Raw genomic sequence first — 16,961 nt, forward strand, 5'->3', positions numbered from 1 at the left:
TAATTTATGATTTTCTAAAAAGAAATACTTGATTTTTTAAGGGAATTTATTAAATTTATCTGTGCTTGAGTGTTCAATGCAAATAGTGGTTTATTTGTAATGAAACACATTGCATAGAATATTCACGTCCCATTGGATGTGATAGTATTAGCCATCATTCTAATTTTGCATAATTTATAAAGATATGTTTAGTTTGCATCCACAACTTGCTCAAGATACTTTTTTTGTAGGCGACTTTCCACTGTCAACATGTCGTTTAATGAATGATATGCAATTTCCGTGGCTCATATTAATTCCGCGTGTACCGGGTATTAGCGAATTATATGAATTAAGTCAGGCTGACCAAGAACAATTCCTCCGTGAATCTAGCTGGTTATCAAGCCAGTTGGCGCGTGTATTCCGTGCAGACAAAATGAATGTTGCTGCATTAGGAAATATGGTTCCACAATTACATTTTCATCATGTCGTGCGTTACCAAAATGACGTGGCTTGGCCAAAACCAGTTTGGGGAACATCTGCTGTTCCTTATAGCAATGAAGTCCTTGCACATATGCGTCAAACTTTAATGCTTGCATTACGTGGTCAAGGCGATATGCCATTTGACTGGCGTATGGATTAATTCCAAGCCATTTAAAAAGCCAGACAGGGAATGTTGGGTGTGAATACTGGGACCAGGAGCGATTGAGTGCCATTAGACGACTGGATTAGAAAAGAGCCGAGACAATTTGAATATTTTCATCGTTTGATGGGATATATCATGTTGTCTTTACTCGTCATCGTCTACCATTACACTTCTTCTGATACGCAATATCAGATCTATGTCCCTGTATTCTTGTTGTTTGTCCTGCTGATTACCCCGAAGTTATCGAATGGATTGCTGTATCGTTATAATTCCAAAATAAAACGTAGTCTGCTATTTCTTGTTGATGTTATTGCCATTTCAGTTATTTTATCTGCCATCCATTTAAACTTGGTGCTGACGTTTATTGCACTTTTTGCACTTCTGTATACTGCAATCAGTAATAAAATTTCATTTCTCATGGTGTCATTGGCAAGTTTGCTTGGAATAGCAATTTTTTATCTGTGCAATATTTTTATTTTTGGATTTGGTGAATATTTTGAACAAACCACAGGCGAATTAACCGTTCTGGGTTTTATTTGCCTCATCACTTATTTGGGTGTAGGTAGTTTTTACCAGCGCAGTCAAATCCAGCATATTGCCGATCGTAAAGCTTATTATTATGAGCAGATGAATCGTTATATGGAGTTTGCCAACCAGCTCAGCCGTTATGCACCGGTACAATTGTGGCAATCGATTATGAAGGGTGAGTCTGAAGCCAAAATTGAATATAAACGAAAAAAAATGACCATTTTCTTTTCGGATATTCAAGGTTTTACCGAGCTCTCCGAAACCCTGATCCCGGATGACTTGGCATTCTTGCTGAATGACTACTTAAGTCATATGACAGAAATTGCGAAACAGTATGAAGCAACTGTCGACAAGTTTATGGGCGATGCAATCTTAATTTTCTTTGGTGATCCTATTTCGCAAGGTGTTGAACAAGATGCAAAAACTTGTTTGGACATGGCGATTGATATGCGTCAGCAAATGAAATTATTAAGAGAGCGCTGGATTAAAATGGGCTATCCCGCTTTACATATTCGTATGGGAATCAGTACCGGATATTGTCACGTTGGGAATTATGGTGCGGCTCATCGTATGGCCTATACCATTGTCGGACGTGATGCAAATTTGGCTGCACGCTTACAAAGTGCGGCAGAAGTGGATGAAATCTTAATTTCTGATGATACTTATAATTTAATTAAAAATGATTATTTGTGTGCACCTAAAGCACCGATTAAGCTGAAAGGTATTCAGGGGCCAGTGAACACCTGGCAAGTCATGGAAAAATATACTTCGCGTAAATCGGATTATCAGCGCTGGTTTGATTATGAATATAAAGGCTTCCATTTATTGCTGAATCTGGATGAAGTTCAAAACTATGAATATCCAGAGCTGATCAATGTTCTGGAAAAAATGATCAAGCGCATACAAAAACAGCAAAAAATGACCAATTCTCAAGGCATTGTAAAACTGAATTTAGAAGATGAAATCATCGAAGATCAGAAAGATGAGCAATTTCACTAAGCATCCTGGCTATTAAATTCAATATTAAAAAACCACGCTAAGCGTGGTTTTTTAATTCTGACTCAATCAGTGATTTTCAGATGCATGATTAATGGTGTATTTGGGAATTTCAACTTCCAAATCTTCATCCACAATTTTAACTTGGCATGAAAGACGTGAGTCAGGTTCAAGGCCCCAGGCGCGATCAAGTAAATCGGCTTCGACATCCGTCATTTCTTCCAAGCTGTCAAAACCTCTGCGAACTACAACATGACAAGTGGTACATGCACAAGACATGTCACATGCATGCTCAATCTTGATGCCATTTTTCAATAAGCTTTCACAAAGATTGGCATTCTGTTCAACTTCAAACTCAGCACCAGTTGGGCAAATTTGCGCATGTGGAAGAACTTTAATACGTGGCATAATTTTTACCTATTTATTCGGGTGAGTTTGACCAGTCATCAAGTTGAGTGCCTTTAAGCGCAGCATCAATATGTTGATTCATACGGGCTGCAGCAAAAGCATCACTATGTATTTTAAGCTGTTGTACAGCTTCTTCAATCGCCTTGATATCAGCCGTTGATAATTGGCTTTCAAGTTGAACTTTGGCTTGTTCTAAAGCAGCAAGCTGTTCAGCGCCAAGCAGGCTTGAATCCACCTTTAATGCTTGGGTCAGTGCTTCAAGTTCGCGTTGTGCTTCAACTTTGGTTTCTTGCAAGTGGCGAAGATTTTTATCTTCTTCAGCAAATTTAAAACCGTCAACCAATAAGCGTTCTGTATCGGAATCGGACAAACCATAAGAAGGTTTAATATCAATTTGAGCATGCACGCCAGAAGTTGTTTCTTTGGCTGCAACGGTCAGTAAGCCATCTGCATCGACCTGGAAGGTCACTTCAATACGTGCCTGACCTGCAGTCATCGGTGGAATGCCATGCAAGACAAAACGGCCTAGACTACGGCAGTGTTCAACCAGATCACGTTCACCTTGTACCACGTGAATCAGCATCGCAGTTTGGCCATCTTGATAGGTGGTGAACTCTTGGCGACGTGCGACAGGAATTGCGGTATTCCGTGAGATCAGACGCTCAACCAGACCACCCATGGTTTCTAAACCTAAAGAGAGCGGGGTAACGTCAAGTAGTAGCGAGCCATCTTTGCTGTTGCCAATTAACTGGTCTGCAGTAATGGCTGCACCAATGGCAACCACTTCATCTGGATTGATGGTGCATAAAGGCTCTTGATTGAACACCTCGCGAACAGCTTTTTGTACAGCATATGAACGGGTTGAGCCACCGACAAGAACCACGTTTTGAATATCATCCAGTTCAAGTTTGGCATCACGCATCACGCGTTTGCATACGCTAATGGTTTTATCTAAAGCTATTTTAATGATGGCTTCAAAGGTTGCACGATCTAAAGTCAAAACCTGATCTAGCGCTTGAAGTTGAACCGATTCTAAATCTGTTAATGCTTCTTTGGCGGTACGTGCAGCAACCACCAGATGTGCATGTTCTGCATCATCCAGGGTTTCAATATTCAGTTGTTTCTTGGCCCATTTTACAATTAAGCGGTCTAAGTCATCACCACCGAGTGCAGTATGACCACCCGTTGCTAAAACTTCGAATACACCTTGGGTAAAACGCAAAATAGAAACGTCAAAAGTACCACCGCCCAAATCATAAATTACATAGTTGCGATCTGAAGCTAAATTGCTTTCTTGATCCAGGCCATAAGCAACCGCAGCAGCAGTCGGTTCATTGAGTAAACGTAAGACATTTAAACCGGCCAGTTGGGCTGCATCACGGGTGGCTTGGCGCTGCGCTTCATCGAAATAGGCAGGAACAGTAATCACTGCACCGTTAATTGGATTTTGTAAGCTGGATTCAGCACGTTCTTTGAGTTGTTTTAAAATTTCAGCAGAAATTTCAACTGGGGTTTTTCGGCCCTGATTGGTTTCAAAAGCTGGCATTTGGTGATCTTCACCCACCAGTGTATACGGGTGCTGGAATTTAATATCCGCTTTTGAACGACCCATAAAGCGCTTAACAGAAACAATGGTATTTTTAGGATCGCTGGTCATGAAGGCTTTTGCTTCATCACCATATTGGGTTGCGTCATCTGCATAATGCACAATCGACGGAAGTAACACGCGACCTTGTTCATCGTTAAGAACTTTGGCTTTGCCTGATAAAACCGTAGCCACTAAAGAGTGTGTTGTACCTAAATCGATACCAATGGCAATACGGTGTTCGTGGGGCGCACTTGATTGACCAGGTTCTGCAATTTGCAAGAGAGCCATTGTGTTACATCCTTTGAACGTCTAAAAGTAAAAATAAATTAAAAATCATCGTCAAGATCGAAAGAATCATCGTCCAAAAAGCGATCTTCAGCTTTGTCGATATCCGCCATGACTTTTTGGAAGAAGCGTAACTTACGCACTGTGTCGCGCGCTTCAGCCCAATCTTCTTCAGTATAGTCAATTTTGAATTCACGAACCAAGCTGTCAATCCATTGCTGGACTTCTTGTTTAAGTGAAATCAAGTCTTCGGCAGCATGGGCTTCATCCAGCTGTTCACGAATTTCTAGCGCAGATTGTAAAAACTCAAAATCGCTGATGGACTGATCTAGAAGGTGATCTTGTTTTTTTAACGAAAGCAAATATCCCGCACGACTATCAACTTGAGATAAAACTTTAAACGCTTGATTGATTTCACTTGACTTGATCAATGCCTGATCTTTGTCTTCAGCTTTATCGGGATGATATTGTTGCTGCAATTTTAAAAATTCATTTTTTAAAGCTGCTAAATCAATATCGAGTGCCGCAGGAAGATTGAACAACTCAAAATGATTCATGGGAGATTTGGTCCGCGAAAGTTCTATAAAAATAACTGCAAATATAAATGTAATTAAAACAGTGTACTGTACACTGTTTTAATTTTTAAAAGGATGGAGCAGGTGGGTTAAACTGTGAAAGATTCACCGCAACCACATTCACCTTTTTTATTCGGATTGTTAAATTCGAAGCCTTCATTTAAGCCATTTTTCACATAGTCCATTTCCAAACCTTCTAAATAGACACCGCTTTTAGGATCAACGAAAACTTTAACACCAAACTGTTCAAATACTTGGTCATGTGTATCAACTTCATCAACGAATTCGAGTACATATGCCAAGCCAGAACAGCCTGAAGTTTTCACGCCAACGCGAATGCCTTCACCCTTACCGCGATTTTTCAAGTAATTGCTGATATGAGTTGCAGCATTTTCAGTTAAATGAATCATGAAAACTCCATTATTCCTTATTCAAAACTTAAAGCCATTAAGCTTTAGCTTTTTTGCTGCGGTAGTCTTCAACAGCAGCTTTAATTGCATCTTCAGCAAGTACAGAACAGTGTACTTTTACTGGTGGAAGCGCGAGTTCAGTTGCAATATCGATGTTCTTGATTGCTTGTGCTTGGTCTAAAGTTTTGCCTTTAAGCCATTCAGTAACAAGCGAGCTTGAAGCAATAGCCGATCCGCAACCATAAGTTTTGAAACGTGCCTGTTCAATAACACCGTTGTCATCCACTTGAATTTGAAGACGCATAACGTCACCACAAGCGGGTGCACCGACCATACCTGTACCAACATTTTCAGCGTTTTTATCTAAAACACCAACATTACGGGGGTTTTCGTAATGATCAATTACTTTTTCACTATAAGCCATGATGCGTCTCCAAACCTCGGGGTCAGCCTTGATAAGAATTAATATGGGGGCATCTTAATGAAATTCTATAAGATGCCAAGAATAAATTAGTGTTCAGCCCATTCGACTGTAGACAAATCTACGCCATCTTTGTACATATCCCAAAGAGGAGAAAGATCACGTAATTTTTGTACAGCAGCTTTAGTCACTTCGAGTACATGGTCAATATCTTCTTCAGTGGTATATTTACCAAAGCTGAAACGAATCGAACTGTGAGCAAGTTCATCAGACAGACCTAATGCACGAAGCACATAAGAAGGCTCAAGTGTTGCAGAAGTACATGCAGAACCAGATGATACAGCAGCATCTTTCAATGCCATCATCAATGATTCGCCTTCAACAAAGTTGAAGCTCACATTCAGGTAGTTTGCAACATTGTATTCAGGGTGACCATTTAAGAACACCTGTTCCAAACCTTGTAAACCATTCCAAAGTTTGTCACGTAATACACGAATGCGTTTTTGTTCAGATTCCAGGTTTTTGCCTGCAAGTTCAAATGCTTCACCCATACCTACGATTTGGTGAGTTGCAAGGGTACCAGAGCGCATACCGCGTTCATGACCACCACCATGCATTTGAGCTTTAAGACGAATACGTGGGCTACGACGTACGAACAGTGCGCCAATACCTTTAGGACCATAAATTTTATGAGCAGAGAAACTCATTAAATCAATTTTCATGGTTGAAAGGTCAATTTCAACTTTACCTGCAGCTTGGGCAGCATCAACGTGGAAATAAGTTTTATTTGCACGTGTGATTTCACCAATTGCAGCAACGTCAGTCACGGTACCAATTTCGTTATTCACCATCATCAGGGAAACAAGAATGGTGTCTGGACGAATCGCAGCTTTAACCATTTCAGCAGTGATTAAACCGGTTTTTGGCTCTGGCTCAAGATAGGTGATTTCAAAACCTTCTTCTTCGAGTTCACGGCAAGTATCTAAAATTGCTTTATGTTCAATTTTAGAGGTAATGATGTGCTTACCTTTAGAGGCATAGAATTGTGCAACACCTTTTAATGCAAGGTTGTCAGATTCAGTTGCGCCAGAGGTCCACACGATTTCACGTGGATCCGCTTTAATTAAATTAGCAACTTGTTCACGTGCATATTCTACTTTTTCTTCCGCTTGCCACCCGTAAGCATGAGAACGAGATGCAGCATTACCGAAAGTACCATCGAATGTTAAGCACTCCATCATACGTTCTGCAACTTGAGGATCTACAGGAGTGGTTGCTGCATAATCAAGATAAATCGGACGTTTCATGTCAAATACCTGTAACCGATAAAAGGGCTGAATCAAAACTTGGTGAATTTTGGCGAATTGCAACGGTTTGTACGTTGTCACGTGCTACAAGATCAGCAAGCGTAATTTTTGCTAAATAATCGGCAATGTGGTGGGAGAGTTCTTGCCATAAATCATGAGTCAAACACATCGCACCATTTTGGCAGTTGCCTTTATGATCACAACGCGTTGCATCGACTGTTTCGTTTACAGCTTCAATAATTTCTAACACAGTGATTTCATCAGCGCGACGAGCAAGATGGTAGCCACCGTTGGCACCACGTACACTAGAGACTAAGCCGTGACGCTTTAATTTTGCAAATAACTGCTCAAGATAAGCAACAGAAATAGTTTGACGAGCTGCAATTTCAGCAAGCGTGATCGTTTGTTCAGTTGGCTGCAAAGCTAAATCAAGTAGAGCAGTCACTGCGTAGCGACCGCGAGTAGTAAGACGCATGATTCGATACACATGTTAAGACTAGATGTGTCGATTTTAAGAATCCTGACTAAAATAGTCAAGTTTTTTATGAGGCTTTAAATTGTTTCGTTTTATAAGAAAAATTATATATTTATGCGAGCCATAAATTATACACTAATAACGCAACCAAAAGCACGGTTGTTATACTAAAGGCAATATTCATTCTCTTCTGTTTTTGTTTAATACGACGAATACGATTTTGATATTGTTTGACTTCAACTTCCAAACTGTTGATTTTTGAGCGTTGCAGGTCAATTTTTTCCAAAAGAGGGACAATACGTTTTTTTGAGGCAATAATCTCTTGCTCGTCAGTGGGTTCACTCAGCCATTGTTTCCAGTCCGATAAAACTTTTGGAAAACTAAAAAGTAAAGCTAAATCACGAAATTCATCTTTTAAAGTCAGATCGCCATCAATACGCATTTTTTTGATACTTGGACGACTTGCAAACACAAAGACTTTAATTAAATCCATGAAGGTGGTGCGGATATCCAGATCGACGGCATGTTCTGGCGCCTTGGTATCAAATAAAACACCATTCTCGGTAAATTGAATGTAAAAATCAAAATAAGGCAAATAACTGTTAATTTTAATCGCAACTTTTCGATCTATAAATTTTTTAGCCTGTAAACCAATAACGCGATCATGCTTCAAGATGAGTGTAAAAACTGTTTCCAGAACAATCATCGCCATTGTGAGCAACAAGTGCTTTTGATTTTGACTTTGTTGCGATTCACTCATAAAAATCAATCCTTACCTGAAATAGAGCATCCTAGCTCGTTAAATATGCTTCAGGACTTTAAACCAAATACATAATAATCTTGCTTTGTAGAACAGTTTAGCAAATCGATCAAGTATTTAATTTGCTATTATCAGTGTATTTTATGGATAAATTTGTTTAGCAGTACATAAAACAACCAGGAGAAGGAAGGGATGGATAAGCAATTAAAAGATCAAGATGATGCACTGCAACTACAGAAAAATACTGATAAAACAAAGGATAAATTACGTGTAGGGCGTAAGTCCGGGCTGGATTTCCGTAAATACACTCAGCAAATCTGGCTTGCGGGTTTAGGTGCTTTTTCACGTGCAGAAGAAGAAGGAAATAAATTATTTGACTCTTTAGTCAAGGTTGGTGAGGAACTGGAGTCTAAAACTACTGAAATTGCTGATCAAACTGTAGAAAAAGTCTCAGAGAAAGCCAGAGAGTCAGTTAGCGACACCAAAGATAAAGTTGAGAAGCTGATTGATCATAGTGTGAACCATTCTTTAAACCGGATTGGTTTGGTGACAGTAAAAGATATTCAGCATTTAGAAAGTCTCATATTACAACTACATAGCAAGGTCGATTTTTTAGTTGAAGAAAATAAGCTTTTAAAAGCGCAAATTGTAAAAAAATGAAACAATTTTGCTTTTTCTTCATTTTTCAACAATTTTTTTCGCATTTATTTTGCAGAAATTGATATCCGGAGTATTGCGTTTTGCCCTGAACCATTGCTATAAAGGTGTTATGGAATCCTTAGACCTTAAATAAACGATATTAAGAGGACGTAATCTTCATGAATAAATCAGAATTAATCGATGCAATTGCAGAGAAAGGGGGATTGTCTAAGACTGATGCAGGTAAAGCCTTAGATGCGACAATTGCTTCAATTACTGAAGCACTTAAATCTGGTGATACTGTAACACTTGTTGGTTTTGGTACATTCAACGTAAAAGAACGTGCAGCACGTACTGGTCGTAATCCACAGACTGGTGCAGCTTTAGAAATTAAAGCAAGCAAGGTTCCTAGCTTTAAAGCTGGTAAAGGTTTAAAAGATTCTGTTGCTTAATCTTTTTTAAAGCCGATAAACGCGCCGACTTAGGCGCGTTTTTTTATTAATAATGGCGATTTACAAGTTGAACGCATTCATTCATTGTGGGTTTTCGGGTAAAATCCCTCACAAATAAAATATTGGAATACTTATGGAATCTTTTCGTAAAGTTATTAAGGGTTGGTTAGGCAAAGTTTTGCTTATATTGTTTTTGACCCCTTTAGCACTTGTAGGTATTGAAGGATATTTTAGTGGCGGGAAGTCAGAAGACACAGCAAAATTAGTCAATGGCCAAGAAATTTCTAAAAAAGAACTAGAAACACTGACCAAAACATTTAAAGAACAGTATCTGGCTTATGCCAATGGTGACGAAACTTTATTGAATCAATCTTTTATTCAAAATAAAGCGATGGATACCTTGGTGGCTCGTACCCTTTTGTTGCAACAGGCAGAAGAGTTGGGCATTTCCTTAAGTGATGCACAGATTGAGCAGATGGTGGCCCAACAGCCTACCTTCCAAGAAAACGGTAAATTTTCTGAAAGCTTGTATTCAAATTATTTGCGTTCAGTGGGGATGACCAGTCAAGCCTTAATTGCCAATTTGCGTAAAGATCATGCCTTGAAAATGTTGACTTCAACATTTATGGATTATGCTTTGGTCAGCAAGCTTGATATTGAACAGATTGCGAATTTGCAAACTGAACAACGTACTTTGCATCTTGCAAGCATTAAACTGGATGACTATAAGAAAAATGTAAAAGTAACTCCTCAAGAAATTGCGGCTTATTACAACAAGCATCAAAATTCATTTAAACAAGTTGCCAGTGTTGATGTGGATTATGTGGTGTTGACCCCTGCGAATGTTGTGCCTGCCAATACGCAAGTGACCGAGGCAGAATTACAGCAAGCCTATGCAACATTTGTAGAGGCACAAAAGAAAGATGCTAAACCCTTGGTGAAGCATATTTTAATTGCAGCAGATACGCGTTCAGATGCAGAGGCGAAGAAATTGGCCAATGATGTGGCTGCCAAAATTAAAGCAGGGATGAGCTTTGCTCAAGCAGCTGCACAATATTCAGATGATACCGAATCTAAAGCCAAAGGCGGTGTGGTAGACGCATATGCCAAAGGTGTATTTGGTGACGCATTTGACCAGGCTGTGGCTTCTTTGAAATCAGCGCAAGTATCCGCTCCGGTTAAAACCCAATATGGTTATCATTTAATTGAAACAGAAACGCCTTCTATTAAGCTTCCTTCATTTGAAACTGAAAAACCACGTTTGCTGGCGGAATTGCAAAAGAACAAATCTGCAAATGCCTTCTCAGATACGGTAAATGGTCTGAATGAAATGGTGGTTGGCAGTGATGCACTGGATGTTGTTGCACAAGAAGTGAAGGGTGTAACTGTTCAATCGATCAAGGGTATGACTTTAGCGACTCAACATCCTGTACTGAGTGATGCAAATGTAAAAGTTAAACTATTTAATGATGATGTGAAGAATGGGGATCGTAATGCCTCAAGCAGTATCCAGTTAGCGAATGGTGATACCGTTTGGGTGAAAGTACGTAATTACCATGCTGCCGGCGTACAAACCTTGGCAGAAGCAACGCCTCGTGTAAAAGCTAAACTGATTGAGCAAAAAGCAATTGATGCTGCGAAAGCAAAAATTCAAGCTGCATTAAATGGCTTTAAATCACAACCGGCTGCAACTGTAGTTGCGCAAAGTAAAATTGCATTTGAAAGTGCCGGTGTATTTACGCGTTCACAAGGTCTGAAACGTGAGATTGAACGTGCAGCATTCAGTGTTGCAGCACCGAAAGCAGGCATGTGGTCAGTTACTACAGCTTCATTGCCAAATGAGCTGGTGGTTGTGGCCGTATCGAATGTGAACAAGACAACATCGAATGCTTTAACGGATGAGCAGTTGAATGAATTATCCAAGTTGTACCAGCAGCTTCGTGGTCAACAAGAGCTGGATGATTACACTGAATATCTAAAAGCGCATGCGAAAATTAAATAATTCTCTATGAAATAAAAAAACCTGCATTGATGCAGGTTTTTTTATGGGCTAAATAAAGTTTTATTCGGCGCGTAGCTTTAGTTCATAACCTGAGTATTTACGAATATTAATCACGCCGGTATCCAAGATCAGGTATTGACCTTTAATCCCGAACAGTTTTCCACGAATAATCGGAGTTTTGTCCAGATTATGCGATTTGATTTTCTCAGGATATTCATCCACTGGGTAAACAAACTCACGTGGAAGCTCCTCTTCCATCACTTCAATGGTTTCATTGAATTCTAGGTTTTGACTGAATTCATCACGAATGGTTTGAATTTTCGGTGCAAATTCTTCAATCAGTAGCTCGCGAACTTCAATCAAATTGAGTGGTTCAGCTTCACCTTTGAGCAGTTTGCGCCAATCGGTTTTATCAGCGACCTGGGTTCCAAACATGATTTCCAGTTGGCCCGACAGACGGCGTGAACCGACTTTCATAATCGGAAGGGCTTGGGTTGCACCTTGATCAAGCCAGCGTGTCGGCATTTGTCCCTGACGGGTAATGCCTACTTTTAATGCACTGGAATTGGCCAGATAAACAATATGGGGCTGAAAACAAACTTCACGGGCAAAACTATCTTGACGGCAAGTGCCTAGATGATAGTGGCAGGTTTCAGGCTTCATAATGCACATATCACATGAGGCTTGGGTTTTAAAACATTTAAAACAGTGACCTTGCGCATAGGATTTCGGCGTTTTATTGCCGCATGAAACACAATAAATATTGCCCGTCCATTCGATTTCGATTTCCTGTCCCAAAGTAAACGGAAGATCAATTTCAGCACGATCCAGCACAAATTTATATTCTACATTTGCCTTACAGGTCTGTTGATCAGTTACAATAGGGTCCTTTAGACCTGCATGCATTTTATGGCAAATGCCTTGTAGTTCCATGAAATACTCTCTCAAATAATAAGGATGCAGTTATGGCTGAACAAAATGTCATTGCTTCAATGCTAGACGATTTATCTAAGGAACAGCCTATTCAAACTGCATTGTGTATTGGCCAGAATCTTGCACAATACGACAGTAATCAATCAATTCAATGGCACTATTTTACCGTAACTGAGTTTTTAAGTCTGCCTTTTACACAGCGATATGACTTGGGTTTGGTATTACTTAATTCACCAGAATTACTCGAGATTTCAAATGTGCAAAAATCGCAATTGCTGGTCAAGTTGCGTGACTTGATGGCGAAACGCATTGTGGTGGTCAGTCAGTTGCAGGATGAGAAATTATTACGTGCTTTAGGGTTTACCCAACTGATTGATAAAACCCAGCATGAGAGCGATTTTGCTTTGTGGCAATTTAACATTCTGACCTATAAGCATGTGCCGGACTGGTTTAATTCCAAGTTTTGGGCCAACCCCGAAAACTGGAATAAATTCCGCTGGTAGATCTCAACTATTTATTTCTTTTCTAAATTTTGCAAAACTTAACAATTTGTCCTCATTGCAGGTTTTGAAAGCATCGTATGCTTTTCTTAAGCCAATAAAAGGACGATACGATGACAAACCTGAGTAATATTGTAGAAATACTGGCTAAGCAGGCTTTAGGTGGCAACCAGCAAAATCAATCCCAATCGCAACACCAACCCCAACAAGGCGGTTTGGGTGGGATACTAGCTTCGGTATTGGGGCAGTTGAGTGGCAACAATACGCAGCAACAATCTCAAACCAATCAGCAATCTCAACCTAACCAGCAATCCCAGCAACATCAACAAGGCGGTTTAGGCGGAATTTTAGGATCCGTATTAGGGCATTTGAGTGGCACACAACAAAATCAGCCAAGGCAGCAAACTGGCGGTTTAGGCGGTGGAAGCACAAAAACTTTACTCATTGCTGTATTGCCATTGGTTTTGGCATGGATTCAAAAGCAAGGCGGTATACAAGGTGCTTTGGATAAGTTAAAAGGCATGGGCTTAAATAAACAGGTCGATGACTGGGTGTCTACAGGTCCAGGTGAAAATGCCAGTGTGGATCAGCAACAGGTTCAAAGCCTGTTTGATGAGCACGAAGTGGAACAGGTTGCTCAGGAAACCCAAGTGCCTAAGCAAGATATTTATGGTGCAATTTCAACGGTTTTACCGCAAATTATCGATTCACTCACTCCACAAGGTGAACAAACCAATAAACAAGAAGCCAATGCAGATATTCAACAAATCATGAACTTGATTTCTGGCTTCCTTAAACGTTAATACTGTTGCTTTTAAGACCGGTTGAGTTGCTGATTTGACTGGTCTTTTTATATCTGACATTAATTTTGATGGTTATTAACCTAAATAACTTATAACCAAAAGACTTAAATGTCACTGATGATTTTCCATGCTAAAGAGCGAATTGGATTTGGATATTTTTTTAGCAATATAGTGTGATTTTTTTAAGCGAATTAAAATAATCTGTGACTGAAACTCGAGTTCACCAAATTCTGGCTCAACTTGAACATAATGTAATTGACCGAAGCTATCTCTCACCCGGGCCTGAGCAGAAAAGCCTGGACGGGCATTACCACTTGATATTGTTGCCAGACGTCCAAGCAAACTCACCTGTTGTCTGGTGAGCTTAGGTTTAATGACTTGATCAAGACAATGAATCATAAATACAGTGAAAAAAATTGCAATAATGAGTGCAGGAATCACCAAATAAAACGCGGGCAGAAATTCCTGTTGCTGGGTATAAACACAAAGCTGAAGAAAGTAGCCAGAAAAGCTGAAGTTCATCAGTAAAAACACCACAATCAGCGTTTTAGAAAACTTAACATTCAGCAAAGGTGATTCAGAGATTTTCTTTGGAGACAGTTTTTTTAGATATTGCGTAGGTCGAATATTAAAGTAATAGCCGATGGTTTCTGCCATGCTGAGCAAAACTAAAGCCAATAAACTTAAATGAAATGGGATTAAGTCATAGTTCTGTAAAAACTCAAGCATGGCAAGATTCCAGTAGGGTGTATTCTATTTATTCTTCGTTGAGGTAGATTCCACCATCAGAATGTACATCAATTGCTACTTTTTCAAGCGATTGTCCCTGGCAAGGCCCAGAAATACATTCACCGGTTTCAACCAGAAAAAGTGCTCCGTGTGTAGAGCATTCGATGTATTCCTGATCGCGGTCCAGAAACTGATTTTCTAGAAACTCCAGTTCAACCTGCAAGTGCGGACAGAGATTCTGATAGGCATAAAATGCCCCATCACGCTGGGTAATAAAAATAGTATCACCATCCGGTGTTTCATATGAACGCGCTTCACGTTCAGGAATTTCTTCCGTCATCGCAATTTTAATCATTATGCACATTCCTTTTGGAAGTTGTTTAATAATTCGGCGTAATTTTCTACACTCAGGCGTGGGCCAAATTGTGAAACGACTTCACTTGAAATCAAAATCGCCAATTCAGCAGCAGTTTTAAGGCTTAATCCAGCATTTAATGCATAGAGGAAGGCACCCGCAAAGGCATCACCGGCACCATTGGCATCGACTGCTGTGACTGCACGACCTGGAACTTTAAAAGTTTGCTCAGAATCGGAAATTAAAGCGCCTTCTGCAGACAATGTAATGACAGTGTATTTGCTTTTCAATTGCAATTTAGCCAATGCTGCTTCAATTGAGTCAGTTTCTGTATACATTAAGGCTTCATGTTGGTTACAAAGCAATAGGTCTACGCCATCATCAAGCAGTTCATCCAAACCTTGACGTGCATATTGCACCATCGCTGGATCAGATAGAGTTAATGCAATTTTTACGCCATTGGCTTTGGCAATTTTACGTGCCTGTTTAACTGCTTTACGTGCAGAATCGCTGGTGGATAAATAGCCTTCAATATACAGCCATTTTGCAGTTTTTAAAGGTTCAAAATTGATTTGCGCTTCACTGAGTTCTGCAGTAATGCCCAAGAAAGTATGCATGGTACGTTCAGAATCAGGGCTGACCAGAACCATACAGGTACCGGTTACACCTTCACTGACTGATTTTTCAGTGGTTTGAATGCCGGCTTCATTTAAGCCTTTGAGGTAAATGCGACCGAGTTCATCATTACCGACACGGCATCCATAAAATGCTTTACTGCCTAAAGCACTAAAAGCAACAGTGGTATTTGCAGCAGATCCACCGGATGCTTGACCTTTGTATACTTGCGTTTCTTTTAAATTATTATATAAATTTGCTTGTGTTTCACCATCAGTCAACTGCATAGTGCCTTTTTGCAAATTTTGTTGAATCAGGAAATCGTCAGAGACTTTAAATTCTTGGTCGATTAATGCGTTACCAATTGCAAAAAGATCAACAGTTGTCATGTCTTTCATTCACATTTCAAAATAAAACGCTAAGTTTACACCAATGCTCATGATTGCTGTAGATTGATGAATAAAATTCAATATATGACTGATGCTCGTACAAAATGCACTATAGGAAAGGATTAGGAAGGTTAGATGAATATCACGATTGCAAAAGCTGAACAATTACCTGCACAAATCACAGAATTAGCCAAGCAAGCTCAGAAAGAAGGATTCCAGCTTATTGATCAATTGATTGAAGAGTATGAAAGTGGCAAAAACAGGTTTGATCAACCCGGGGAATTTCTTCTTTTTGTTTATGATGATGAGAAACTGATCGCCTGTGGTGGCTTAAATCAGCAATGGAATGAAAACGAAATTGATGCCCGCATTGGTCGTGTACGTCGTTTTTATGTATTGCCGAAATATCGTAAGCATGGTGTCGGTAAACAGCTTTTGCAGCATCTGGAAAAAAATGCCCGCGCAAATTTTTCTGCGCTATGCCTAAGTACAGACACAAAATCTGCAGCAAATTTTTATCAGAAACAAAATTATGTGTTTGTTGAAAACCATCCGAATTATAGTTATTTCAAATATTTGCTCTAGTTTCTGCTCTGGTTAATGGTTGTATTTGGTCATGATGCTGTGGGGCGTATAGGCTCAGCAGCGTCATGAGCTACCTTTACTTTTAAATTCCACGGATGAGATTTTAATTGCTCAAGCCGATTCTATAAAATCGAAAACAGCTTTAAATTTTAATCTTGAGTTCAGTGCATCAGTTGAAGATATCAGCAAAGACCTTTTAATGAGTCAGGCTGATGAATCAACAACAAAATATTGGCGCCCACATTTCTAAAGTTCCTTAAATAATCCTACCTTTTATAGATTACTCAAATTTTTGCCACAACCTTGGGCGAAACAGCAAGTGATGCAGTATCAACGTCTTTAAATTTGGGATACCTGATCAGTACCTTTATTTTCGCGGCATTTCTTATTGCCCCACTAGTTTTTCAAATCAATTCTGAACCCTGCTGGTCTTATTTGTATTGGCGCCATTATCGCTATTACCACCGTAGGCACGACACTAGCAGATTTTGTCGATCAGTCACTAGGCATCGGATATATCAGTGGGATTGTCCTTTGCGTCAGTCTGACTTTATTGATTTTGGATTTTGGCGCTATACCTCTTT

Annotated in this window: 20 protein-coding genes and 1 pseudogene; 9 read left to right on the forward strand and 12 right to left on the reverse strand. The window is 39.7% G+C overall.

Features of this window, described 5'->3' with window-relative positions:
* Positions 1–184 precede the first annotated feature (184 nt).
* Positions 185–619, forward strand: a complete 435-nt coding sequence (locus ACU0NF_RS07685; protein ID WP_445660697.1) for an HIT domain-containing protein — start codon at positions 185–187, stop codon at positions 617–619.
* 66 nt (positions 620–685) lie between these two features.
* The gene (locus tag ACU0NF_RS07690; protein WP_445660698.1) at positions 686–2,149 is read left to right on the forward strand and encodes an adenylate/guanylate cyclase domain-containing protein; all 1,464 of its coding nucleotides are present in this window, start codon (positions 686–688) and stop codon (positions 2,147–2,149) included.
* A gap of 66 nt (positions 2,150–2,215) precedes the next feature.
* Here the strand turns inward: ACU0NF_RS07690 and fdx are convergent, their stop codons facing one another.
* The 8 genes from fdx to ACU0NF_RS07730 form a co-directional block, all read right to left on the reverse strand.
* Positions 2,216–2,554 (reverse strand): ISC system 2Fe-2S type ferredoxin, encoded by a 339-nt coding sequence (fdx, locus tag ACU0NF_RS07695; RefSeq protein ID WP_131266446.1) that lies wholly within the window; start codon positions 2,552–2,554, stop codon positions 2,216–2,218.
* Between the two features lie 13 nt (positions 2,555–2,567).
* Complete coding sequence (gene hscA / locus ACU0NF_RS07700; RefSeq protein WP_445660699.1) at positions 2,568–4,430, reverse strand: Fe-S protein assembly chaperone HscA; 1,863 nt, start codon at positions 4,428–4,430, stop codon at positions 2,568–2,570.
* Between the two features lie 38 nt (positions 4,431–4,468).
* Positions 4,469–4,984, reverse strand: coding sequence for a Fe-S protein assembly co-chaperone HscB (hscB, locus tag ACU0NF_RS07705; protein ID WP_067724653.1), 516 nt, complete (start codon positions 4,982–4,984; stop codon positions 4,469–4,471).
* Positions 4,985–5,091: 107 nt separating this feature from the next.
* The gene (iscA, locus tag ACU0NF_RS07710; RefSeq protein ID WP_445660700.1) at positions 5,092–5,412 is read right to left on the reverse strand and encodes an iron-sulfur cluster assembly protein IscA; all 321 of its coding nucleotides are present in this window, start codon (positions 5,410–5,412) and stop codon (positions 5,092–5,094) included.
* Positions 5,413–5,449: 37 nt separating this feature from the next.
* Positions 5,450–5,836, reverse strand: coding sequence for a Fe-S cluster assembly scaffold IscU (gene iscU, locus ACU0NF_RS07715; protein ID WP_004651785.1), 387 nt, complete (start codon positions 5,834–5,836; stop codon positions 5,450–5,452).
* An 86-nt stretch (positions 5,837–5,922) separates the two neighbouring features.
* Positions 5,923–7,140 (reverse strand): IscS subfamily cysteine desulfurase, encoded by a 1,218-nt coding sequence (locus ACU0NF_RS07720; protein WP_445660701.1) that lies wholly within the window; start codon positions 7,138–7,140, stop codon positions 5,923–5,925.
* 1 nt (position 7,141) lies between these two features.
* A complete protein-coding gene (locus ACU0NF_RS07725) occupies positions 7,142–7,615 on the reverse strand; it encodes an Rrf2 family transcriptional regulator (protein ID WP_131214394.1) in 474 nt (157 codons plus the stop codon).
* A gap of 112 nt (positions 7,616–7,727) precedes the next feature.
* Entirely contained in the window at positions 7,728–8,375 is a 648-nt protein-coding gene (locus ACU0NF_RS07730) for a hypothetical protein (RefSeq protein ID WP_445660702.1), read from the reverse strand.
* Positions 8,376–8,567: 192 nt separating this feature from the next.
* Here ACU0NF_RS07730 and ACU0NF_RS07735 point away from each other — a divergent pair, with 192 nt between their 5' ends.
* From ACU0NF_RS07735 to ACU0NF_RS07745, 3 genes are all read left to right on the forward strand, one after another.
* Positions 8,568–9,035, forward strand: coding sequence for a phasin family protein (locus ACU0NF_RS07735; RefSeq protein WP_445660703.1), 468 nt, complete (start codon positions 8,568–8,570; stop codon positions 9,033–9,035).
* Between the two features lie 158 nt (positions 9,036–9,193).
* Positions 9,194–9,466, forward strand: a complete 273-nt coding sequence (locus ACU0NF_RS07740; RefSeq protein ID WP_004651791.1) for an HU family DNA-binding protein — start codon at positions 9,194–9,196, stop codon at positions 9,464–9,466.
* A 133-nt stretch (positions 9,467–9,599) separates the two neighbouring features.
* Positions 9,600–11,468 (forward strand): SurA N-terminal domain-containing protein, encoded by a 1,869-nt coding sequence (locus ACU0NF_RS07745; RefSeq protein ID WP_445660704.1) that lies wholly within the window; start codon positions 9,600–9,602, stop codon positions 11,466–11,468.
* A 60-nt stretch (positions 11,469–11,528) separates the two neighbouring features.
* Here ACU0NF_RS07745 and ACU0NF_RS07750 read toward each other — a convergent pair whose 3' ends face one another.
* Complete coding sequence (locus ACU0NF_RS07750) at positions 11,529–12,401, reverse strand: DUF2797 domain-containing protein (RefSeq protein ID WP_445660705.1); 873 nt, start codon at positions 12,399–12,401, stop codon at positions 11,529–11,531.
* 32 nt (positions 12,402–12,433) lie between these two features.
* Between ACU0NF_RS07750 and ACU0NF_RS07755 the strand changes: the two genes are divergently transcribed.
* Complete coding sequence (locus tag ACU0NF_RS07755; protein ID WP_445660706.1) at positions 12,434–12,904, forward strand: DUF6231 family protein; 471 nt, start codon at positions 12,434–12,436, stop codon at positions 12,902–12,904.
* 110 nt (positions 12,905–13,014) lie between these two features.
* Positions 13,015–13,704, forward strand: coding sequence for a YidB family protein (locus ACU0NF_RS07760; RefSeq protein ID WP_445660707.1), 690 nt, complete (start codon positions 13,015–13,017; stop codon positions 13,702–13,704).
* A 111-nt stretch (positions 13,705–13,815) separates the two neighbouring features.
* On the opposite strand, the gene ACU0NF_RS07765 is transcribed toward ACU0NF_RS07760, so the two are convergent.
* From ACU0NF_RS07765 to ACU0NF_RS07775, 3 genes are read right to left on the reverse strand one after another with little or no spacing between them, the layout of a single operon-like run.
* Positions 13,816–14,433: an OB-fold-containig protein gene (locus tag ACU0NF_RS07765; RefSeq protein ID WP_131384440.1), complete on the reverse strand. Its 618-nt coding sequence runs from the start codon at positions 14,431–14,433 to the stop codon at positions 13,816–13,818.
* A 28-nt stretch (positions 14,434–14,461) separates the two neighbouring features.
* Positions 14,462–14,773 carry a Rieske (2Fe-2S) protein gene (locus ACU0NF_RS07770; protein WP_171458513.1) on the reverse strand — a complete coding sequence of 104 codons (312 nt, stop codon included), beginning with the start codon at positions 14,771–14,773 and terminating at the stop codon, positions 14,462–14,464.
* A 14-nt stretch (positions 14,774–14,787) separates the two neighbouring features.
* The gene (locus ACU0NF_RS07775) at positions 14,788–15,792 is read right to left on the reverse strand and encodes an adenosine kinase (protein ID WP_445660750.1); all 1,005 of its coding nucleotides are present in this window, start codon (positions 15,790–15,792) and stop codon (positions 14,788–14,790) included.
* Between the two features lie 135 nt (positions 15,793–15,927).
* Here ACU0NF_RS07775 and ACU0NF_RS07780 point away from each other — a divergent pair, with 135 nt between their 5' ends.
* Both ACU0NF_RS07780 and ACU0NF_RS07785 read left to right on the forward strand, forming a co-directional pair.
* A complete protein-coding gene (locus tag ACU0NF_RS07780; RefSeq protein ID WP_445660708.1) occupies positions 15,928–16,377 on the forward strand; it encodes a GNAT family N-acetyltransferase in 450 nt (149 codons plus the stop codon).
* 279 nt (positions 16,378–16,656) lie between these two features.
* A pseudogene (locus ACU0NF_RS07785) lies at positions 16,657–16,939 on the forward strand (hypothetical protein); the annotation flags it as partial.
* Between the last annotated feature and the right edge of the window lie 22 nt (positions 16,940–16,961).

Source organism: Acinetobacter sp. F16 (genome assembly GCF_052712855.1).